Here is a 17,408-nt window from a genome sequence, read left to right on the forward strand (position 1 = left end):
ACATCATGAAGAACACCCAGAAGCCCACGTCCGCTCCGGTGCACAAGTACCGTCCCTTCCACGAGCAGATCCGGGTCGACCTGCCCGACCGCACGTGGCCGAGCAAGCGCATCGAGGCCGCACCCCGCTGGTGCGCCGTCGACCTGCGCGACGGCAACCAGGCCCTCATCGATCCGATGAGCCCCGAGCGCAAGCGGGTCATGTTCGACCTGCTGGTGAAGATGGGCTACAAGGAGATCGAGGTCGGGTTCCCCAGCGCCAGCCAGACCGACTTCGACTTCGTCCGTCAGCTGATCGACGACGACCTGATCCCCGACGACGTCACCATCCAGGTGCTGACGCAGGCGCGCGAGCACCTCATCGCCCGCACGTACGAGGCGATCGCCGGCGCCAAGCAGGCCATCGTGCACCTGTACAACTCGACGAGCGTGCTGCAGCGCGAGGTCGTGTTCCGCACCGACGAGCAGGGCATCGTCGACATCGCGCTCGAGGGCGCCCGCCTGTGCAAGAAGTACGAGGCGACGATCCCCGAGACCCAGGTCTTCTACGAGTACTCGCCCGAGAGCTACACCGGCACCGAGCTCGAGTTCGCTCTGCGCATCTGCAACGAGGTGCTCGAGGTCTTGGAGCCGACGCCCGAGCGCAAGGTCATCCTGAACCTGCCGGCCACCGTCGAGATGGCCACGCCGAACGTCTACGCCGACTCGATCGAGTGGATGTCGCGCCACCTGAACCACCGCGAGAACGTCATCCTGTCGCTGCACCCGCACAACGACCGCGGCACGGCCGTGGCCGCCGCGGAGCTCGGCTACATGGCGGGCGCCGACCGCATCGAGGGATGCCTGTTCGGCAACGGGGAGCGCACGGGCAACGTCGACCTCGTCGCCCTGGGCGTCAACCTGCTGACCCAGGGCATCGACCCGCAGATCGACTTCAGCGACATCGACCAGGTCAAGCGCACGGTCGAGTACTGCAATCAGCTGCCCGTGCCCGAGCGCAGCCCCTGGGCGGGCGACCTGGTCTTCACCGCCTTCAGCGGTTCGCACCAGGATGCCATCAAGAAGGGCTTCGAGGCGATGGAGGCCCGCGCGAGCGCCGAGGGCAAGACCATCGACGAGATCGAGTGGGCGGTGCCGTACCTGCCCATCGACCCGAAGGACCTCGGCCGGTCGTACGAGGCCGTCATCCGCGTCAACTCGCAGTCCGGCAAGGGTGGCGTCGCCTATCTGCTGAAGGCCGACCACGCGATCGACCTGCCGCGGAAGCTGCAGATCGAGTTCTCTGGCGTGGTGCAGGCGCGCACCGACGCCGAGGGCGGCGAGGTCTCGAGCGCCCAGATCTGGGACATCTTCACCGACGAGTATCTGCCCTCCACGAACGACGACCAGCGCTGGGGCCGCTTCGAGCTGCTGTCGACCCGCTCCTCGAGCGACATGTCGGGCGATGTGCACCTCGACGTCTCGCTGCGCGACGGCGATGCCACGCACCCGGCCTCGGCCGTGGGCAACGGTCCGGTCGCGGCGTTCCTCGAGATCGTGCGCTCCCAGGGCTTCGACGTCACGCTGTACGACTACGTCGAGCACGCTCTCAGCTCGGGCGGTGACGCTCAGGCCGCGGCGTACGTCGAGCTGCAGGTCGACGACCAGCGTCTGTGGGGCGTGGGCATCGACGGTGACATCTCGACGGCGTCGCTCAAGGCGATCGTCTCGGGCGTCAACCGCGCGATCCGCACGCGTCAGGCCGCGGGCGCCCTGGCCGGCGTCTGATCCGACCTCGAAGCGCCGTCATCCCCGTTCGGATGGCGGCGCTTCGGCGTGGGGGCGAGGGGCTTCGCACCCCTCCCGCCGAACGGTCTCACCGCACCAGGGGGTCCTCATCTCGCCACACCGACGGGATGCGAGGATGAATCCGTGATCCGCGTCGACGCCCTCTACCGCTACCCCGTGAAGGGCTTCACGCCCGAGAAGCGCGACAGCCTCGTCATCCAGGGCGACGGACGTGTGCAGGGGGACCGCTCGCTCGTGTTCCGTTTCGCCGATGCGGTGGAGCCGGCGGATGCCACGTATCCGAAGAGTCGTGGGCTCGCGCTGATGACGTTCCCGACGCTCGCGCGCGTGCGCCTGACGTTCGACGACGACGCGCGGACGCTGCGCCTGAGCGTCGACGACATCGACGTCACCGCCGATCTCAGCGAGGAGGGCCGCGCGCGGCTGAGCGAAGCGGTCACCGCCTACCTCCGCACGACGAGCGATGCGAAGCTGCTCGAGGCCGACGGCATCCTGCCCCTGGGGCTGCTCGGAGACGGCCGCACCGCCCGCTTCCAGGACCGCCCGCAGGGGTTCGTCTCGCTGCACGGCGCGGCCTCGGTCACCGACCTGGATGCCACGGTCGCCGCTCCCGTCGACGATCGCCGTTTCCGCTCCAACATCGTCGTGAGCGGGACCGCACCGTGGGCGGAGTTGGAATGGCGGGGGCGCGTGCGGATCGGGGAGGTGGAGTTCGAGGTGCAGAAGCCGATCGAGCGCTGCGCCGCGATCACGGCGAACCCCGACACGGGCGTCCGCGACGCGCGCCTGCTGCGGGTGCTGACGACCGACTTCGGCCAGGACGCCGCAACCCTCGGCATCCTGCTGCTCCCGACGGCCGACGGCGGCACCGTGCGCGTGGGCGATGAGGTCGTGCCGCTCGGTTGAGCCCGCAACACCCCGCGCGAGTCGCCAATGATTGTCGCTTCGGTGAGCACCTGAGCGACGATTATCGGCAACTCACGCGCGGGAGAGGCAGACCTACTCGGTGCTGTCGGTGCGGATGATCGGGATGCCCGTGGTCTCGACCGCGACCTTGCGGCGGTAGAGCTTGCGCTGCTCGGGCAGGGACAGGTCGAAGAGCACGGCCAGCACGCGGAGTACCGTCGTCACCACCACGCCGATGACCGCGGCGAGCGGCAGCGGGACGCCGAACCCGGCCGTGACGGCGAGGACCACGCACCCCGCACCCGCGGCGACGGCGTAGAGCGAGCCCACGTGCATGATCGCGACCGGCAGCCCCATCAGCACGTCCCGCAGCACGCTGCCGCCCGCCGCGGCGACCACGCCCACGAAGATCGCGGGGACGGCGGGCAGGCCGAGGGCGAGGGCCTTCGACGTGCCGAACGCGCCGAACAGCCCGATCACGACCGCGTCGAGCATGACGATCGCGCGGTTCAGCCTCTGGAAGATCCCCGACAGCAGCATCCCCACGATCGAGGCCAGGGTCGCGGTGATGAGGTACCAGTTGCTCTGCAGCGTCGCCGGGGTGAGCCCCAAGAGGAGGTCGCGGATGAGACCCCCGCCCATCCCCAACAGGATGCCGATGATCGCGACCCCGAGCAGATCGAGGCGACGCTGGCCCTGGAACCCCGAGGCGAACAGCGCCCCCTGCACGCCGCCGAGGGCGACGGCGGTGAGATCCGCCCACAGCGGGATGACGAAGGAGGGGGAGTCCACGGCATCCATTCTCCCGCCTCGTGCGCTCCGGCGCGCGCGCCGCGCAGGCCGCTCACGGGTGCGCGGACCGATAATGGACTGTGCCCACCTACCGCGACGAAGTCGTGGTCCTGCGTACCCACAAACTGGGGGAGGCGGACCGCATCCTCACCCTCCTCAGCCGCCGCAACGGCAAGATCCGCGCGGTCGCGAAGGGGGTGCGGCGGACGTCGTCGAAGTTCGGCTCGCGGCTGGAACCCTTCATGGTGGCCGACGTGCAGCTGTTCAAGGGCCGCAACCTCGACATCGTGCAGCAGGCCGAGTCGCTGGGCTCCTACGGGGCCGAGATCGTGGCGGACTACGACGTCTACACGACCGCCAGCGCGATGGTCGAGACGGCCGACCGGCTGAACGAGGCCGAGGCCACGCCCCAGCAGTACCTGCTGCTGGTCGGCGGGCTCCGCGCGCTGGCCCGCGGCGAGCACTCCGAGCGCAGCGTGCTGGATTCGTATCTGCTGCGCGCCATGGCCCTCTCGGGCTGGGCGCCGGGGCTGACCGAGTGCGCCCGCTGCGGCACCATCGGCGACCACGACTACTTCCTCCCGCAGCTCGGTGGCGTGGTCTGCTCGACCTGCGCCCCCGCGGGATCCCCGCGCGTGTCGCGCGACACCGTCGACATGCTCCGTGCACTCATGGCGGGGGAGTGGGAGACCATCGACGCCGCCCCCGGCCGCACGACCGCCGCGGCCTCGGGCCTCGTCGCGGCGTACGCGCAGTTCCATCTGGAGCGCGGCATCCGCTCCCTCTCGCACCTGGAGGCGCATCGATGACACCGAAGCCGTTCACGCACCGCGACGCCGTGCCGTACCGCCCGTTGGACTGGACGGGGGAGTACCCGCCCGCCTACCCCAAGGGGGCCGTACCCGAGCACGTCGCGATCGTGATGGACGGCAACGGGCGGTGGGCCAACCGGCAGGGGCTCACGCGCGTCGAGGGCCACCGTGCGGGGGAAGCGGCGCTGCTCGACGTCGTCGCCGGGGCGATCCAGGCCGGGGTGAAGCACCTCTCGGTCTACGCGTTCTCGACCGAGAACTGGTCGCGCTCGCCCGACGAGGTGCGCTTCCTCATGGGCTTCAACCGCGAGGTGCTGCACCGCCGCCGTGATCAGCTGAACGAGTGGGGCGTCCGCATCCGCTGGTCGGGTCGCAAGCCGCGCCTGTGGGGCTCGGTCATCAAGGAGCTGCAGCACGCGGAGCGCCTCACCGAGGGCAACTCCACCCTGACGCTGACGATGTGCGTCAACTACGGCGGGCGGGTGGAGATCGTGGATGCCGTGCGCCGCATCGGCGACGACATCGCGGCCGGGAAGCTCAAGGCATCGGCCGTGACCGAGAAGCTCATCCGCAAGAACCTCTACCAGCCCGACATGCCCGACGTGGACCTGTTCGTGCGCTCCAGCGGCGAGCAGCGCACCTCGAACTTCCTGCTGTGGGAGTCGGCGTACGCCGAGATGGTGTTCCTCGACACGCTGTGGCCCGATTTCCGGCGCACGCACCTGTGGGACGCGATCGGGCTGTACCTCTCGCGCGACCGCCGCTTCGGCGGCGCGGTCGACAAGCCCACCGCCTGACGAATGCCGCTCGCGGAATAGATCGACGATCCGGAAGGTTGCACGCGATATGACGGATGCCATCAAGATCGACGTGTGGAGCGACATCGCCTGCCCCTGGTGCTACATCGGCAAGCGCAACCTCGAGAACGGCCTGGCCGCCACGGCCGCCGATGACGACGCTCCCGTCGTCGAGATCGAGTACCACTCGTTCGAGCTCTCGCCCGACACCCCCGAGGACTTCGACGGGGGAGAGGTCGACTACCTCTCGCAGCACAAGGGCATCTCGCCCGAGTCCGCGCGCGAGATGCTCGACCGCGTCACCGGCGTCGCCGCCGACGCGGGACTCGCGTACCGCTTCGACATCCTCAAGCACACCAACACCGTGAAGGCGCACGAGCTGCTGCACTTCGCCAAGGAGAACGGCAAGCAGCTGGAGCTCGCCGAGCTGCTCATGTCGGCGTACTTCCTCGAGGGCAAGCACGTCGGACGCGACGACGACCTCGTGCAGCTCGCGGCCGAGGTCGGTCTCGATGCGGATGCCGCGCGCGAGGCGCTCTCGTCGCAGCGTTACCGCGCCGCCGTCCGCGCCGACCAGGAGCAGGCCCGCCAGTTCGGCATCACCGGCGTGCCCTTCTTCGTGATCGACGGTAAGTACGGCGTCAGCGGCGCGCAGCCGGTGGAGGCGTTCACGCAGATCGCCCGTCAGGTCTGGGGCGAGCGTCGCGAGGTCGTCGAGACCGCCGACGCGTGACCCTTCCTCCCCATCCGGTGCCCGTTCCCGATCCGTTCGGGGGCGGGCACCGTGTCGTGCGACCGTCTGGGAGAATGAGACAGTGAATACGGCAATGGCTCCGACGCGAACGCTGCGCATCGGCAACATCGAACTCGACGCCCCCGTCGTGCTCGCTCCCATGGCCGGCATCACGAACACGGCGTTCCGTCGTCTGTGTCGCGAATACGGTGCCGGGCTCTACGTGAGCGAGATGATCACGACGCGCGCTCTGGTGGAGCGCAACGACACCACGATGCGCCTCATCCGCCATCACGAGTCCGAGACGCCGCGCTCGATCCAGCTCTACGGGGTCGACCCGGCGACGGTCGAGGCGGCGGTGCGCATGATCGTCGACGAAGACCACGCGGATCACATCGACCTCAACTTCGGCTGCCCCGTGCCGAAGGTCACCCGCCGCGGCGGGGGAGCCGCGCTGCCGTGGAAGACGTCGCTGTTCCGCGAGATCGTCGAGCGCGCCGTCACGGCCGCGGGCGACAAGCCGCTCACGGTCAAGATGCGCAAAGGCATCGACGCCGATCACCTCACCTACCTCGAGGCCGGCCGCATCGCGGAGGGGGCGGGCGTGGCATCCATCGCCCTGCACGCGCGCACGGCGAGCGAGTTCTACTCCGGTCACGCCGACTGGGCCGCGATCACGAAGCTGAAAGAGACCGTGACGAGTGTGCCGGTGCTCGGCAACGGCGACATCTGGTCCGCAGACGACGCCGTGCGGATGATGGACGAGACCGGCTGCGACGGTGTCGTCGTCGGTCGCGGCTGCCTCGGACGCCCGTGGCTCTTCGGCGACCTCGCACGTGCCCTCGGCGGCCCGGGCGCCGCGCACGGCGAGCCGGTCGACGCGACGCTCGGCTTCGTCGCGAAGGCGTTCCGGCGCCACGCCGAGCTGCTCGTGGAGTTCTTCGACGACGAGGGCCGCGGGTGCCGCGACATCCGCAAGCACGTCGCGTGGTACTTCAAGGGCTACCCCGTCGGCGGCGAGCTGCGCGCGAGCCTCGCGACGGCCTCGACCCTCGACGAGATCGACGAGCTCCTGTCCACGATGGAGCTCGACGCCCCGTACCCGGGCGCCGCGGCCGAGGGTCAGCGCGGACGCGCCGGCACCCCGAAGCGCCCGGCTCTCCCCGATGGCTGGCTCGACTCCCGCGAGATCGGCGATGCCGCCGGTCGCGCCCTCGCCGATGCGGAGCTGCACCACAGTGGCGGCTGAGGTGGCGGTGACGACGGCCCGTCCCCTCGGGTACGAGGATGCGGACGCCGCCCGGTTCCACGTCGAACGGCATCGTTCCCAGCGCGACGACTTCGCCCGTGACCGTGCCCGCGTGCTGCACTCCGCCGCACTGCGGCGCCTCGCGGCCAAGACGCAGGTGCTGAGCCCGGCGAGCCCGGCCGACTTCGCCCGCAACCGCCTCACGCACTCCCTCGAGGTCGCGCAGGTGGGCCGAGAGCTCGCGACCGCCCTGCAGCTGTCTCCCGACGTCGTCGACACCGCCTGCCTGAGCCACGATCTCGGGCACCCGCCCTTCGGTCACAACGGCGAGCGGGCGCTCAACGAGTGGGCCGACGACATCGGCGGTTTCGAGGGCAACGCGCAGACCCTGCGCATCCTCACGCGCCTCGAGCCCAAGGTGTTCGGCGTCGAGGGGGAACCGTTCGGTCTGAACCTCACGCGCGCGAGCCTCGACGCCACCTGCAAGTACCCCTGGACGGCCGACGAGCCCGTACCCGATCCCGGCGGACGCTTGAAGTTCGGCGTCTACCCCGACGACGAACCGGTGTTCCACTGGATGCGCGGGGGTGCACCCGCACGGCAGCGCTGCATCGAGGCCGAGGTCATGGACCTCTCCGACGACATCGCCTACTCGGTGCACGACTTCGAGGACGCGGTCGTCAACCGCTACGTCGACCCCGCGCGCCTGGCATCCCGCGTCGGCCGTGAAGGACTGCTCGACGCCATCCAGCGCTGGGTGGGCTACGACTTCGTCCGCGACGATCTGGCGGCGGGTCTCGAACGGCTCATGGCGATGCCGGAGTGGATCCACTCCTTCGACGGCACGCGCCCGGCGCTCGCGCGGCTGAAGAACCTCACGTCCGATCTCATCGGTCGCTTCGCGCGCGCGGCCACCGCCGCCACCCGCGAGGCCTACCCGGCCGACGCGCTGACGCGGTACCGCGCGAACGTCATCGTGCCCGCCGAGGTCGAGGTCGAGATGGCGGTGCTCAAGGGCATCATCGGCGCGACCGTCGTGTCGATCGACGGCCGCAAGGTGCTCTACCGCGAGCAGCGTCAGGTGCTCAAGCGCCTGGCATCCGCCCTGTGGGAGAACCCCGGCGCTCTCGACGCCCTGCACGCTCCCGATTTCGCCGCGGCGGCCGACGACGCCGCGCGCCGTCGCGTGGTGGTGGACCAGGTCGCGAGTCTCACCGATCAGCTCGCGATCTCGTGGCACGGCCGCCTGGTCGGCGAGGTGGATGCCGCCGAGCTCGGCGTCTGGGCTCCCGGCGCCCGAGCCTCGCGCGGAGCGGATGCCTGATGGCGGGTCGCATCCGTCAGGCCGACGTCGACGAGGTCAAAGCGCGGGTGAACATCGCCGACGTGATCGGCGAGCGCGTCGCGCTCAAGCCCGCCGGCGTCGGGTCGATGAAGGGGCTGTGTCCCTTCCACGACGAGCGCAGTCCGAGCTTCAACGTGCGGCCCCAGGTGGGCTACTACCACTGCTTCGGCTGCGGTGAATCGGGTGACGTCTACTCGTTCCTGCGTGCGATGGATCACGTGTCGTTCACCGAGGCGGTCGAGCGCATGGCGGCGCGCGTCGGGTACACGCTGCACTACGAAGACGGGGGAGCAGCCCCCGAGACGTCGGGTCGCTCGCGGCTCTACGCCGCCAATGCCGCGGCGGCGGAGTACTTCCGCACGCAGCTGATGACCCCCGAGGCCGAGACCGGCCGCCGCTTCCTCGGCGACCGCGGCTTCGATGCGGGGGCGGCCGCGCACTTCGGCGTCGGGTACGCGCCCAAGGGCTGGTCGCACCTGCTCGACCACCTGACGGCGCAGAAGTTCACGCGCGACGAGCTCCTGCAGGCGGGACTCGTGTCGCAGGGCCAGCGCGGCGTCTACGACCGCTTCCGCGGGCGCCTGGTGTGGCCCATCCGCGACATCACCGGTCAGGTGATCGGCTTCGGCGCGCGCAAGCTCTACGACGACGACCAGGGCCCGAAGTACCTCAACACCCCCGAGACCCCGCTCTACAAGAAGACGCAGGTGCTCTACGGCCTCGATCTGGCCAAGCGCGACATCTCGCGCTCGCACCGCGTCGTGGTCGTCGAGGGGTACACCGACGTCATGGCCTGCCATCTCGCGGGAGTGACCACGGCGATCGCCTCGTGCGGCACGGCGTTCGGCAGTGATCACATCACGGTGCTCCGCCGCGTCATGGGCGACGACAGCAGCTCCGGAGAGGTCGTGTTCACCTTCGACCCGGATGCCGCGGGCCAGAAGGCGGCGCTGCGGGCCTTCGCCGATGAGAAGCGTTTCGCGGCGCAGACGTACGTCGCCGTCGCCCCCGAAGGCCTCGACCCGTGCGACCTGCGTCTCCAGCGCGGCGACGGCGCGGTGCGCTCGCTCATGGAGACCAAGGCCCCCATGTTCGAGTTCGTCATCGATCAGCGACTCAAGGACTTCAACCTCTCCAGCGTCGAGGGTCGTGCCGGCGCTCTCCACGCGGCGGCCCCGATCGTCGCCGACATCCGCGACCCCGCGCTCCGGCCGGGCTACGTGCGCGTGCTGGCCCGGCGTCTGGGACTCGACATCCCCGAAGTGCAGGCCGCCGTCGAACGCGCCGCCCGCGGTGCCGATCGCGCCGAGAAGCGCGACGCGCAGCGCACCGCGGACCCGGCCCCCGTCGCCGTGTCGGTCACGATGGCCTCGCTGCCGCACACCCGCGACGTCGCCCTCGAGCGCGGGGCCATGATGGCCTTCCTGCAGTACGGGCACCGGATCGAGCCCGACCTATTCCTGCGGGCGCTGCAGACCCCGTTCGGTCACCCGGCTCTCGAAGCGGTGCGCAGTTCCCTGGCATCCACGGACCTGTCGCAGCCCGGCTGGGCCGTGACGGCCGTCGAGGCGGTCCGTGAGCCGTTCCGCTCCCTCGCCGCCGAGCTGTTGACGGCCGAGTTCCCCGCGCGCACCGAGGAAGGCGCGGTGGCGTCGGCGAACGACCTCGCCCGCGGCCTGCTCGTGCGCGAGCTGCAACGCGAGAAAGACGAACTGCTGCGGGGGATCCAGCGCGTCCCGGCCGAATCCGAGGAGGGCCGGCGTCTTCGTCTGCGCCTTCGAGAACTGGATGCCGATCGGCAGCGACTCGTCGCGAGCTGAGGCCCACCGGGGCTACCGCACCGGCGTGTCGGGAGGAAGCCCCGCGACAGGGGACGCGATCCTCGGCGAGGATGGGAGCATGCCCCGGTCACTCGACACCGACGTCGCCCTCCGCACCGACGACCTCTCGCTCGCGCGCAGCGGCGTGCGCGTGATCGACGGCATCACCCTCACCCTGCCCGCCGGGCGCACGCTCGTCGTCCGCGGAGCGACGGGGGCGGGCAAGACCTCCCTCGTGTCGCTGCTGGCCGGTCACCCCGACGACGGCCTGGCGGTCGTCGGGGGAGACGCGCGCGTTCACGGCATCTCGGCGCGGCGTCCGGGCCGTGCCCGTCGGGAGTGGACCTTCCACACCGGCTACCTGCCCCAGGGGGCCGGCGCCGGACTGCCCTCCCGTCTCACCGTGCAGGACGTCATCGCCGAACCCATCACGAGCCGCGACCGCCGGGTCAACACGCGGGCTCTGGCCGTGCGCGTGGCGACGCTGCTCGACGAGATGGAACTGCCGCTGGGCACCGCGCCGAAGTACCCGTACGAGCTCAGCGCAGGCATGCGTCAGCGGGTCGCCCTCGCGCGTGCTCTCGTGCTGGAGCCGCGATTGTTCGTCGCCGACGACCTGTACGCCAACCTCGACGTCGAGGTGCGTGCTGCGGCGCGCGCCTCGATCATCCGCCGTCGCGACGAGCGGGGGATGGCGTCGCTGATCGTCACGAACGACGCCGACGCCCCGCGCGATCTGGACGCCGACGTGCTCGTGCTGCACGCCGGTCACGCGGTCGCCCTGGGACACGGCGACCAGACCCTGCAGTGGACGCCGGACGGCACGCCCGAGCGACGGATTTCGGCCCGCTGATTTTTCCGCCACCCCCGTGTGCTGTTAGTATCGTGGGGTTGCCCGCCGCGAGGTGAGCATGATCCTCGGTAGCTCAATTGGCAGAGCAATCGGCTGTTAACCGATAGGTTCTTGGTTCGAGTCCAAGCCGGGGAGCCCGCAGAAGGCCCGACGTCCGCGTCGGGCCTTCGTCGTTTCACCCGACGGTGATCGGCAGGTCCTCATCCGAACGCGGCGGGTGGGCGACGAGCTCGCGCGCCTGTCCGGCATCGAGGTGCGTCGGGTACAGCGTCCGCGAGAACTTCCCTCGCGGATCCTCCTTCGCGCGGGGCAGCTCGATGGCCGCCGCGTCGATCAGCGCGAGAGTCGCGCGTCGTTGAGCGGGATTCATCGCGAGCTCGCCGCGGCGACGCAGCAACACGGGGACACGCAGCTTCTCCGGCCCCTCGAGGATGAGGAACAGCGATCGTGTCCCGCCGGTGATCATCGCGGTGGCGGTCACCCGGGCCGACGTCAACGCGCTTCCCGCGACGACCCGCGATCCGACCCGCACCCGCGCCGTTTCTGCGTCGATCCAGACGTCGGGGATCTGACGCAGCGCCCACACGGCGAGCCCCGCGACGACCGCGATCGCGCTGAGGCCGAGGAGGACGACGATCCCCGGCGGGGCGTTGCGGGCGGTCAGGATCATCAGAGGGACGACCTGCCAGGCGCCCCACACCACGGCGACGAGGCCGGGCACCAGGAAGATCACCAGCGCACCGCGGTCGCGACGCGAAACGAGCACCCACCCCGACGGGAGCGGCTCGTCGTCGGGAGTGGCATCCTCTTCTCTCCGTTCTCGACCGGTCGTGCGGGCGAGGACGATGCTCACGATGCCGAGGATCAGCAGGCCCACGCCCAGAGCTCCCAGGCGCACCGCGGCGCGTTCGGCGTCGCTCACTCCGAGCGAGAGCATCAGGATGCCGAGGCCCCCGACGACCCCGACCCACCCCTGCACCCGCAGGAGACGGCGCGCTCGGCGGTGCGCCGCATTCCGGTCGGGGGCACGGGGGGAAGGTGCGGCTTCCGGCTCCCACGACGAACGGGTCGCCCAGAGCATCGCGAGACCGGCGCCGGTGAGACCGACCGCGATCCCCAGGGCCGACAACAGACTCACTCCGCCGCCGGTGGGGAGGAAGGCGACGGATGCCGCCAGAACCGGCATCGAAACGATCGCGACGACGATCGCGGCTCTCCTCGGCGACATGGTTCCCCCCGCCCGGGAGTCAAGCGGTCTGCACGGCCGCCCGCGAGGGGTTGCGCTCCGGCCCTCGAGAAGGCGTGATCCGGGGCGGCGGGTGTCCCGCGTCGACGCGTGGCCGCGCCAGGGGCAGCGATCGTGAATCCGCCAACGGTTCCGTGGAGAGACCAGCGGACGCGATCACGCCGACGTCGACTCAGGGCGCGCCGGGGCCGCCCTTCCCGTTTCCGTTGGCCTTGTGATTCGCTCCGCCGTTTCCCACGCCGTTTCCCGCGCCGTTTCCCGCGCCGTTCGCGGCACCGTTACCGCGGCCCGATGCCGATCCACCGCCGGCATCCGCTCCCGGGCCGACCCCCGGTTCCGCTCCGGGTCCGGAGCCGGATGCGGGCTGCTCGACGGGGGCGGGCTCGAAGGGGATGACCTCGACCGGGGTCTGGTCCACCGGCGTCTGGTCGACCGAGACCGGGGCAGCCGGAGCCTGGCCGGAAGAGACATCGGTTCCGGTATCGACCACCGGCTCGACGGGGATGTCGACGGGCGTCTCCGAGGGCGCCGGAGCAGAGGTCTCTGCGACGAGCGACGGCGTCGGAGACGGAACGCTCCCACTGGCGGGGACGCTGCCCGAGCCCGTGAACGAGAAGGCCACGAGATGCCCGCCGAGGACCACGGCCGCGGCCGTCCCGACACCGGCCCATGCCCAGCGGCGTCGGCGCGACGGGGACGCGGGCGCTGCGTCCGGCGTCGCTCGGGAGCCGCTCGACGCCGCATCGCCGGCCGTCGCCGGTGACAGCAGGGCCACCGTCGGCTCGGACAGTCGCGCCGTGAAGTCACCGGCGGCGATCGCGACAGCCGGCAGCCCCAGATCGATCCACGCGTCGTCGTCCACCACGGTCATCGGCCCCGTGTCGACCGCGACCGTCTCACGGCCCGCCGCCAGCTCGACGGTCTGCTCGGCCACGGCGGTGGCCGACGGCCGGGCGGCGGGATCGTGCGCCGTCATCGCCGACAGCAGCGATCTCCACGCGTACCCGAGCGATGCCGGGATGTCCGGCTGACGCGCGAGCCGCGCGAGAAGCGTCTCCTGCACCGAACCGCCGCCGAACGGATGCAGGCGCGTGAGCGCCTCGATGGCCAGCAGGCCGAGCGCGTACACGTCCGAGGCCGGCTGCGGCGGTTCGCCGCGCACCTGCTCGGGCGCGAGGTAGGCCGCGGTGCCGATGACCGTTCCGGGGGTCGTCAGCCGCGTGGCATCCACGAGGTGGGCGACACCGAAGTCGGCCAAGACGGCTTCCATACCGCGGTCCGTTCCGCGCACGGGCCGGAGGAGGACGTTCGAGGGCTTGATGTCACGATGCACGATCCCGGCTTCGTGCACGACGGCGAGGGCTGCGGCGAGGTCGGCCACGATTCCGGCGACGTCCGCGGGTGCGAGAGCTCCCCGCTCGATGCGCCGCTGGAGGGAGGGCCCGTCGATGAGCTCCATCACCAGGTACACGTGGTCGCCGGTGTCGAGGCGGGCGTCGTAGAGCGTCACGAGCGACGGATGGTCGAGGGCGGCCAGGGCCCGTGCTTCCGCCATCCGCCGCAGCGACTCGGCCTCATCGGTGCGGTCGGCGAAGAAGACCTTCACGGCGACGTCGCGACGCAGAACCTCGTCGCGCGCCCGGAAGACCCGCCCCATGCCCCCTGCGCCGATGCGCTCGGCGAGCACGTAACGTCCGCCGAGGATGTCACCGGCGTGGGGCATCGTCAGGTCGGGAGCGTGGCTCATCGGTTCCTTCACACGGGGTGCCGCGAGGGCATGCAGCGGGCGGGCGTCGGGCGACATCCACCGGTTCGAACGCTACGGCCCTTCGCCGCTCCCGCGGCGGGGGTAGCGGGCGACGAGGGGGACGCCCATAATGGCGGCTCGTTCAGTTCGCGCCGCCGCCGTCGCTCGACCACACCGCTCGCGCGCCGCTGTCGCCCACCTGCACGACGGAGTACGTGGTCGCGCCGGCCACGACGACGGCCACCACGGCGATGGCGATCGTCGCCACCCTCGCGCCGGGACGCGCCGAGCGCGTGGGCTCGTCGGCGCGCCGTGCCCGCAACCGGAACCACAGCCACTGACCGACGGCGACGACGAAGAGTCCGATCGCCCACGGAAGCAGCTGATCGCCCAGCTCGGTGTGTCGCTCGAGCACGGCCGAGGCCGGCACCTGGCGCTCCAGCACCTCTCCCGCCTCCTTCGCCAGCGGTACGAAGACGAGTGCGACGAGCGCGACGAGCGGAGTCAGGATGCCGAGCCGCCGGCGGGCCGCCGGCCACACGCTTCCGACGACCACCATGAGGGCCGCGAGGGGGATGAGCACGACGACGGCGTGAACGAGCAACGGGTGGGCGGGGAGCCCCGCGATCTGCCACATGCGCTCATCGAAGCACTGCGATGTCGCCGTTCTTGGGGCTTGCGCGCGAGCGGCTGAGGTGCTGCGCATCCGACGCGCGACGCCACGGATATGGGAGCGCTTCCACTAAGCTCGCTCCGGCCGTCTGCTCCGGTCGGAAGGGATCCCCGTGACCGTGAGTGTCTCGCGCGTGCGCCGCGACCTGCAGGGGCTGCGGGCGATGGCCGTGCTCGCCGTCATCGCCACCCATCTCACGGGCTGGCCCCGGGGAGGATTCGTCGGCGTCGATGTGTTCTTCGTCCTCTCGGGGTTCCTCCTCACGGGCATCCTCCTCGCCGATCTGCGCGCCGAGGGGACGGTGCGGCTCGCGGCGTTCTTCGGTCGGCGGATCAAGCGCCTGGTTCCCGCGTCCGCGCTCGTGCTGGGCACGGTCGTGGCGCTCGGCTTCGCGCTGTTCTCCGCCCCCCGCGCCGATCGCACCGTCGGCGACGCGCTGGCGGCCGCGGGACTGGTGTCGAACTGGCGCTTCGGTCTCGAGGGCCGCGACTACTTCGCCACCGGCGACATCTCGCCGTTGCAGCACTTCTGGTCGCTGTCGGTCGAAGAGCAGTACTCCCTCGCCTGGCCGCTCCTCGTGCTGCTGGCGGTGGCCCTCCTCCCCGCAGCGGCACGGCGCGGACGGGGTGCGCGTGTGACGGTCGCTCTCCTCGCACTCGCGGTGGTCGTGGCATCTGGGGCCGCTGCGGTGATGCTCACCCCCGTCGACCCGTCTCTGGCGTACTTCTCCACCCTCACACGCGGGGGAGAGCTCGCCGTGGGGGCGGTGCTCGCGACGGGCGTAGGGCTGCTGTCGCGGATCCCGACGGTGATCGGCGGTGCGGCCGCCTGGGGCGGCGTGGGCATCATCGTCACGGCGTTCTTCGTGGTGGATCCTGCGGGTCCCTTTCCCGCTCCCTGGGCGGTGCTGCCCGTGGTCGGAGCGGCGTTGGTGATCGCCGGCGGGGTGGCGGGAGACCCACGGCACCGCCACCTCTTCGTGCTGACGAACCCCGCGTCGGTCGCCGTCGGCGACATGTCCTACTCGCTGTATCTCTGGCACCTGCCGGTCATCGTCTTCGCGAGCGTCGTCCTGACGCCGGGGCCGGCGGCCCTGGGCATCACCGCGCTCGTGATGGTCGTGCTCGCCGTCGCGACCTTCCTCGGGGTCGAGCAGCCGCTCCACCGCCTGCCGTGGCCGCGGGAGCGACGGGTCGCCGAACCGACGGCTCCCGCGGCCGCTCCCGCGAGCCGCCCGTCGATCACGGCCGCGCCGAGCGTTCCCGTGAGCCGTCCGTCCGCCCCCTCCTCGCCGTCCGCCCCCGCCGGGCTGGCCGCCCGTGCCGGCGCTCTCTCCTCGCGCCCCGCCGGATGGGTCCCCGGTCAGCGGTACTACCCGGGCGCGCGACCGGCCGCCCACGCGGCGGTCGGCCGCGCAGCCCCTCCCGCGTCGGCGGAAGTCCCGGCCGCGCCGCGGCACGGTGTTGCGACACAGCTCGCGTCCCCGGCACCGACAGCGCCGCACCCGTCGACCGCGCGTCCGTCAGCTATGGCCCCGGTCGACGCCCCGCCTGAGGCCGAACCCTGGTCGTCATGGCGCGCACGCTTCGCCCCCCGCGCGGGAGCGGCCCTCGCCACCCTCGTCATCGGGGCCGGGGCGACCGTGCTCGCGGTGTTCGCGGCCTACGGCGCTCCCACGTTTCCGGGCGTGCCCGTCGCCGCCCCCGCCGCGGCCGAGGTCGACGCCGCGGCCGGTGACGCCCTCGCCGCCCTGCAGAGCGACCTCGCCGCGGCGACGACGGCGAGCACCTGGCCCACGCTGCACCCGTCGCTGGACGAATCCCTGCGCGACTCGTCGTCCGCGAACAGGGCGCACGACTGCTTCACCCCCGACCGCGTCCCCGATCCGGGCGGCTGCACGTGGGGCGACGCCGGCGCCGCCCACCATCTCTATCTGGTGGGCGACTCCAGCGCGATGGCGTATGCGCCCGCGTTCGCGCGTCTCGCCGACGAGAGCGGCGGCGCCTGGCGCGTCACCACGGTCGGGATGTACGGATGCCGCTTCACCGACGTCCTGATCGAGAGCCGCGACCCGTCGGTCACGGCCGGTTGCACGGCGCGCAAGAGCGACGTGGCGGCGATGGTGGCGTCCGACCCCGCCGACCTGCTCGTGGTGTCGAACGCGTTCACGCTCGCGCGGACGGTCGACGGGCGCGATCTCGACGCCGCGGAGCTGGCATCCGCCACCGCCCGGGGAGTCGCGGGATGGGCACCGCCAGGCAGGACCGTGTACCTCTCACCGCCACCACACGGCGCCGACCTGGGCCGCTGCTACTCGCCGGTCACCGGCCCCGGAGCGTGCCTCTCCGCCGTCGACGACGTCTGGAACGCCATGGAGGCCGCGAGCGAGGCGCAGGCCGCGCTGACCGGTGACGCGGCGATCAGCGCCCTGCCCTTCACCTGTTGGCAGGACGTCTGTCCGGCCTTCGCCGGTGATACCCCACTGCGTTACGACGACATCCACGTGACGCCGGCCTTCGCCGAGCGCCTCACCCCGATCCTGCGCGGCGAACTGTCGGCTCGCGGTCTGTACTGACCGTCTCGGGGGCCGCACGCACGCCCGGCTCGGCCTCGGCGCGGGAGCACCCCCGCCCGCGGAGCGGCCGTCC

At 71.4% G+C, this 17,408-nt stretch carries 14 protein-coding genes and 1 tRNA gene; 11 read left to right on the plus strand and 4 right to left on the minus strand.

The features are described from left to right. Window positions 1-5: 5 nt before the first annotated feature. Together leuA and Q0818_RS05925 are read left to right on the plus strand one after the other, a co-directional pair. Window positions 6-1,766, plus strand: coding sequence for a 2-isopropylmalate synthase (gene leuA / locus Q0818_RS05920; protein ID WP_298872623.1), 1,761 nt, complete (start codon window positions 6-8; stop codon window positions 1,764-1,766). Window positions 1,767-1,910: 144 nt separating this feature from the next. Next, window positions 1,911-2,693, plus strand: a complete 783-nt coding sequence (locus tag Q0818_RS05925) for an MOSC domain-containing protein (RefSeq protein WP_298872626.1) — start codon at window positions 1,911-1,913, stop codon at window positions 2,691-2,693. A gap of 93 nt (window positions 2,694-2,786) precedes the next feature. Here Q0818_RS05925 and Q0818_RS05930 read toward each other — a convergent pair whose 3' ends face one another. Next, window positions 2,787-3,485: a TRIC cation channel family protein gene (locus Q0818_RS05930; protein WP_298872628.1), complete on the minus strand. Its 699-nt coding sequence runs from the start codon at window positions 3,483-3,485 to the stop codon at window positions 2,787-2,789. Window positions 3,486-3,565: 80 nt separating this feature from the next. Between Q0818_RS05930 and recO the strand changes: the two genes are divergently transcribed. The 8 genes from recO to Q0818_RS05970 all read left to right on the plus strand — a co-directional run bounded on the left by recO (window position 3,566) and on the right by Q0818_RS05970 (window position 11,229). Continuing rightward, window positions 3,566-4,294, plus strand: a complete 729-nt coding sequence (gene recO / locus Q0818_RS05935) for a DNA repair protein RecO (RefSeq protein ID WP_298872630.1) — start codon at window positions 3,566-3,568, stop codon at window positions 4,292-4,294. Then, window positions 4,291-5,094, plus strand: coding sequence for an isoprenyl transferase (locus Q0818_RS05940; protein WP_298872633.1), 804 nt, complete (start codon window positions 4,291-4,293; stop codon window positions 5,092-5,094). The genes recO and Q0818_RS05940 overlap by 4 nt, the downstream gene beginning before the upstream one ends. Window positions 5,095-5,143: 49 nt before the next feature. Further along, window positions 5,144-5,827 (plus strand): DsbA family oxidoreductase, encoded by a 684-nt coding sequence (locus Q0818_RS05945; protein ID WP_298872636.1) that lies wholly within the window; start codon window positions 5,144-5,146, stop codon window positions 5,825-5,827. 94 nt (window positions 5,828-5,921) lie between these two features. After that, window positions 5,922-7,076, plus strand: coding sequence for a tRNA dihydrouridine synthase DusB (gene dusB, locus Q0818_RS05950; protein ID WP_298872639.1), 1,155 nt, complete (start codon window positions 5,922-5,924; stop codon window positions 7,074-7,076). Beyond that, a complete protein-coding gene (locus Q0818_RS05955; protein ID WP_298873145.1) occupies window positions 7,048-8,400 on the plus strand; it encodes a deoxyguanosinetriphosphate triphosphohydrolase in 1,353 nt (450 codons plus the stop codon). Before dusB ends, Q0818_RS05955 begins: the two co-directional genes overlap by 29 nt. Beyond that, window positions 8,400-10,241 carry a DNA primase gene (gene dnaG / locus Q0818_RS05960; RefSeq protein WP_298872642.1) on the plus strand — a complete coding sequence of 614 codons (1,842 nt, stop codon included), beginning with the start codon at window positions 8,400-8,402 and terminating at the stop codon, window positions 10,239-10,241. Before Q0818_RS05955 ends, dnaG begins: the two co-directional genes overlap by 1 nt. Before the next feature lie 79 nt (window positions 10,242-10,320). Continuing rightward, window positions 10,321-11,094 carry an ATP-binding cassette domain-containing protein gene (locus tag Q0818_RS05965; protein ID WP_298872645.1) on the plus strand — a complete coding sequence of 258 codons (774 nt, stop codon included), beginning with the start codon at window positions 10,321-10,323 and terminating at the stop codon, window positions 11,092-11,094. A 62-nt stretch (window positions 11,095-11,156) separates the two neighbouring features. Continuing rightward, window positions 11,157-11,229, plus strand: a tRNA-Asn gene (locus Q0818_RS05970). Between the two features lie 40 nt (window positions 11,230-11,269). Here the strand turns inward: Q0818_RS05970 and Q0818_RS05975 are convergent. The 3 genes from Q0818_RS05975 to Q0818_RS05985 all read right to left on the minus strand — a co-directional run bounded on the left by Q0818_RS05975 (window position 11,270) and on the right by Q0818_RS05985 (window position 14,724). Then, window positions 11,270-12,322, minus strand: a complete 1,053-nt coding sequence (locus tag Q0818_RS05975) for a hypothetical protein (protein WP_298872649.1) — start codon at window positions 12,320-12,322, stop codon at window positions 11,270-11,272. A 190-nt stretch (window positions 12,323-12,512) separates the two neighbouring features. Next, window positions 12,513-14,087, minus strand: a complete 1,575-nt coding sequence (locus Q0818_RS05980) for a serine/threonine-protein kinase (protein WP_298872652.1) — start codon at window positions 14,085-14,087, stop codon at window positions 12,513-12,515. Between the two features lie 142 nt (window positions 14,088-14,229). After that, entirely contained in the window at window positions 14,230-14,724 is a 495-nt protein-coding gene (locus tag Q0818_RS05985; RefSeq protein ID WP_298872655.1) for a DUF2231 domain-containing protein, read from the minus strand. A 148-nt stretch (window positions 14,725-14,872) separates the two neighbouring features. On the opposite strand from Q0818_RS05985, the gene Q0818_RS05990 reads away from it, so the two are divergent. Beyond that, entirely contained in the window at window positions 14,873-17,335 is a 2,463-nt protein-coding gene (locus Q0818_RS05990) for an acyltransferase (RefSeq protein WP_298872658.1), read from the plus strand. The last annotated feature ends 73 nt before the right edge of the window (window positions 17,336-17,408 follow it).

This window comes from uncultured Microbacterium sp. (assembly GCF_947489255.1).
Classification (GTDB): Bacteria; Actinomycetota; Actinomycetes; order Actinomycetales; family Microbacteriaceae; genus Microbacterium; species Microbacterium phycohabitans.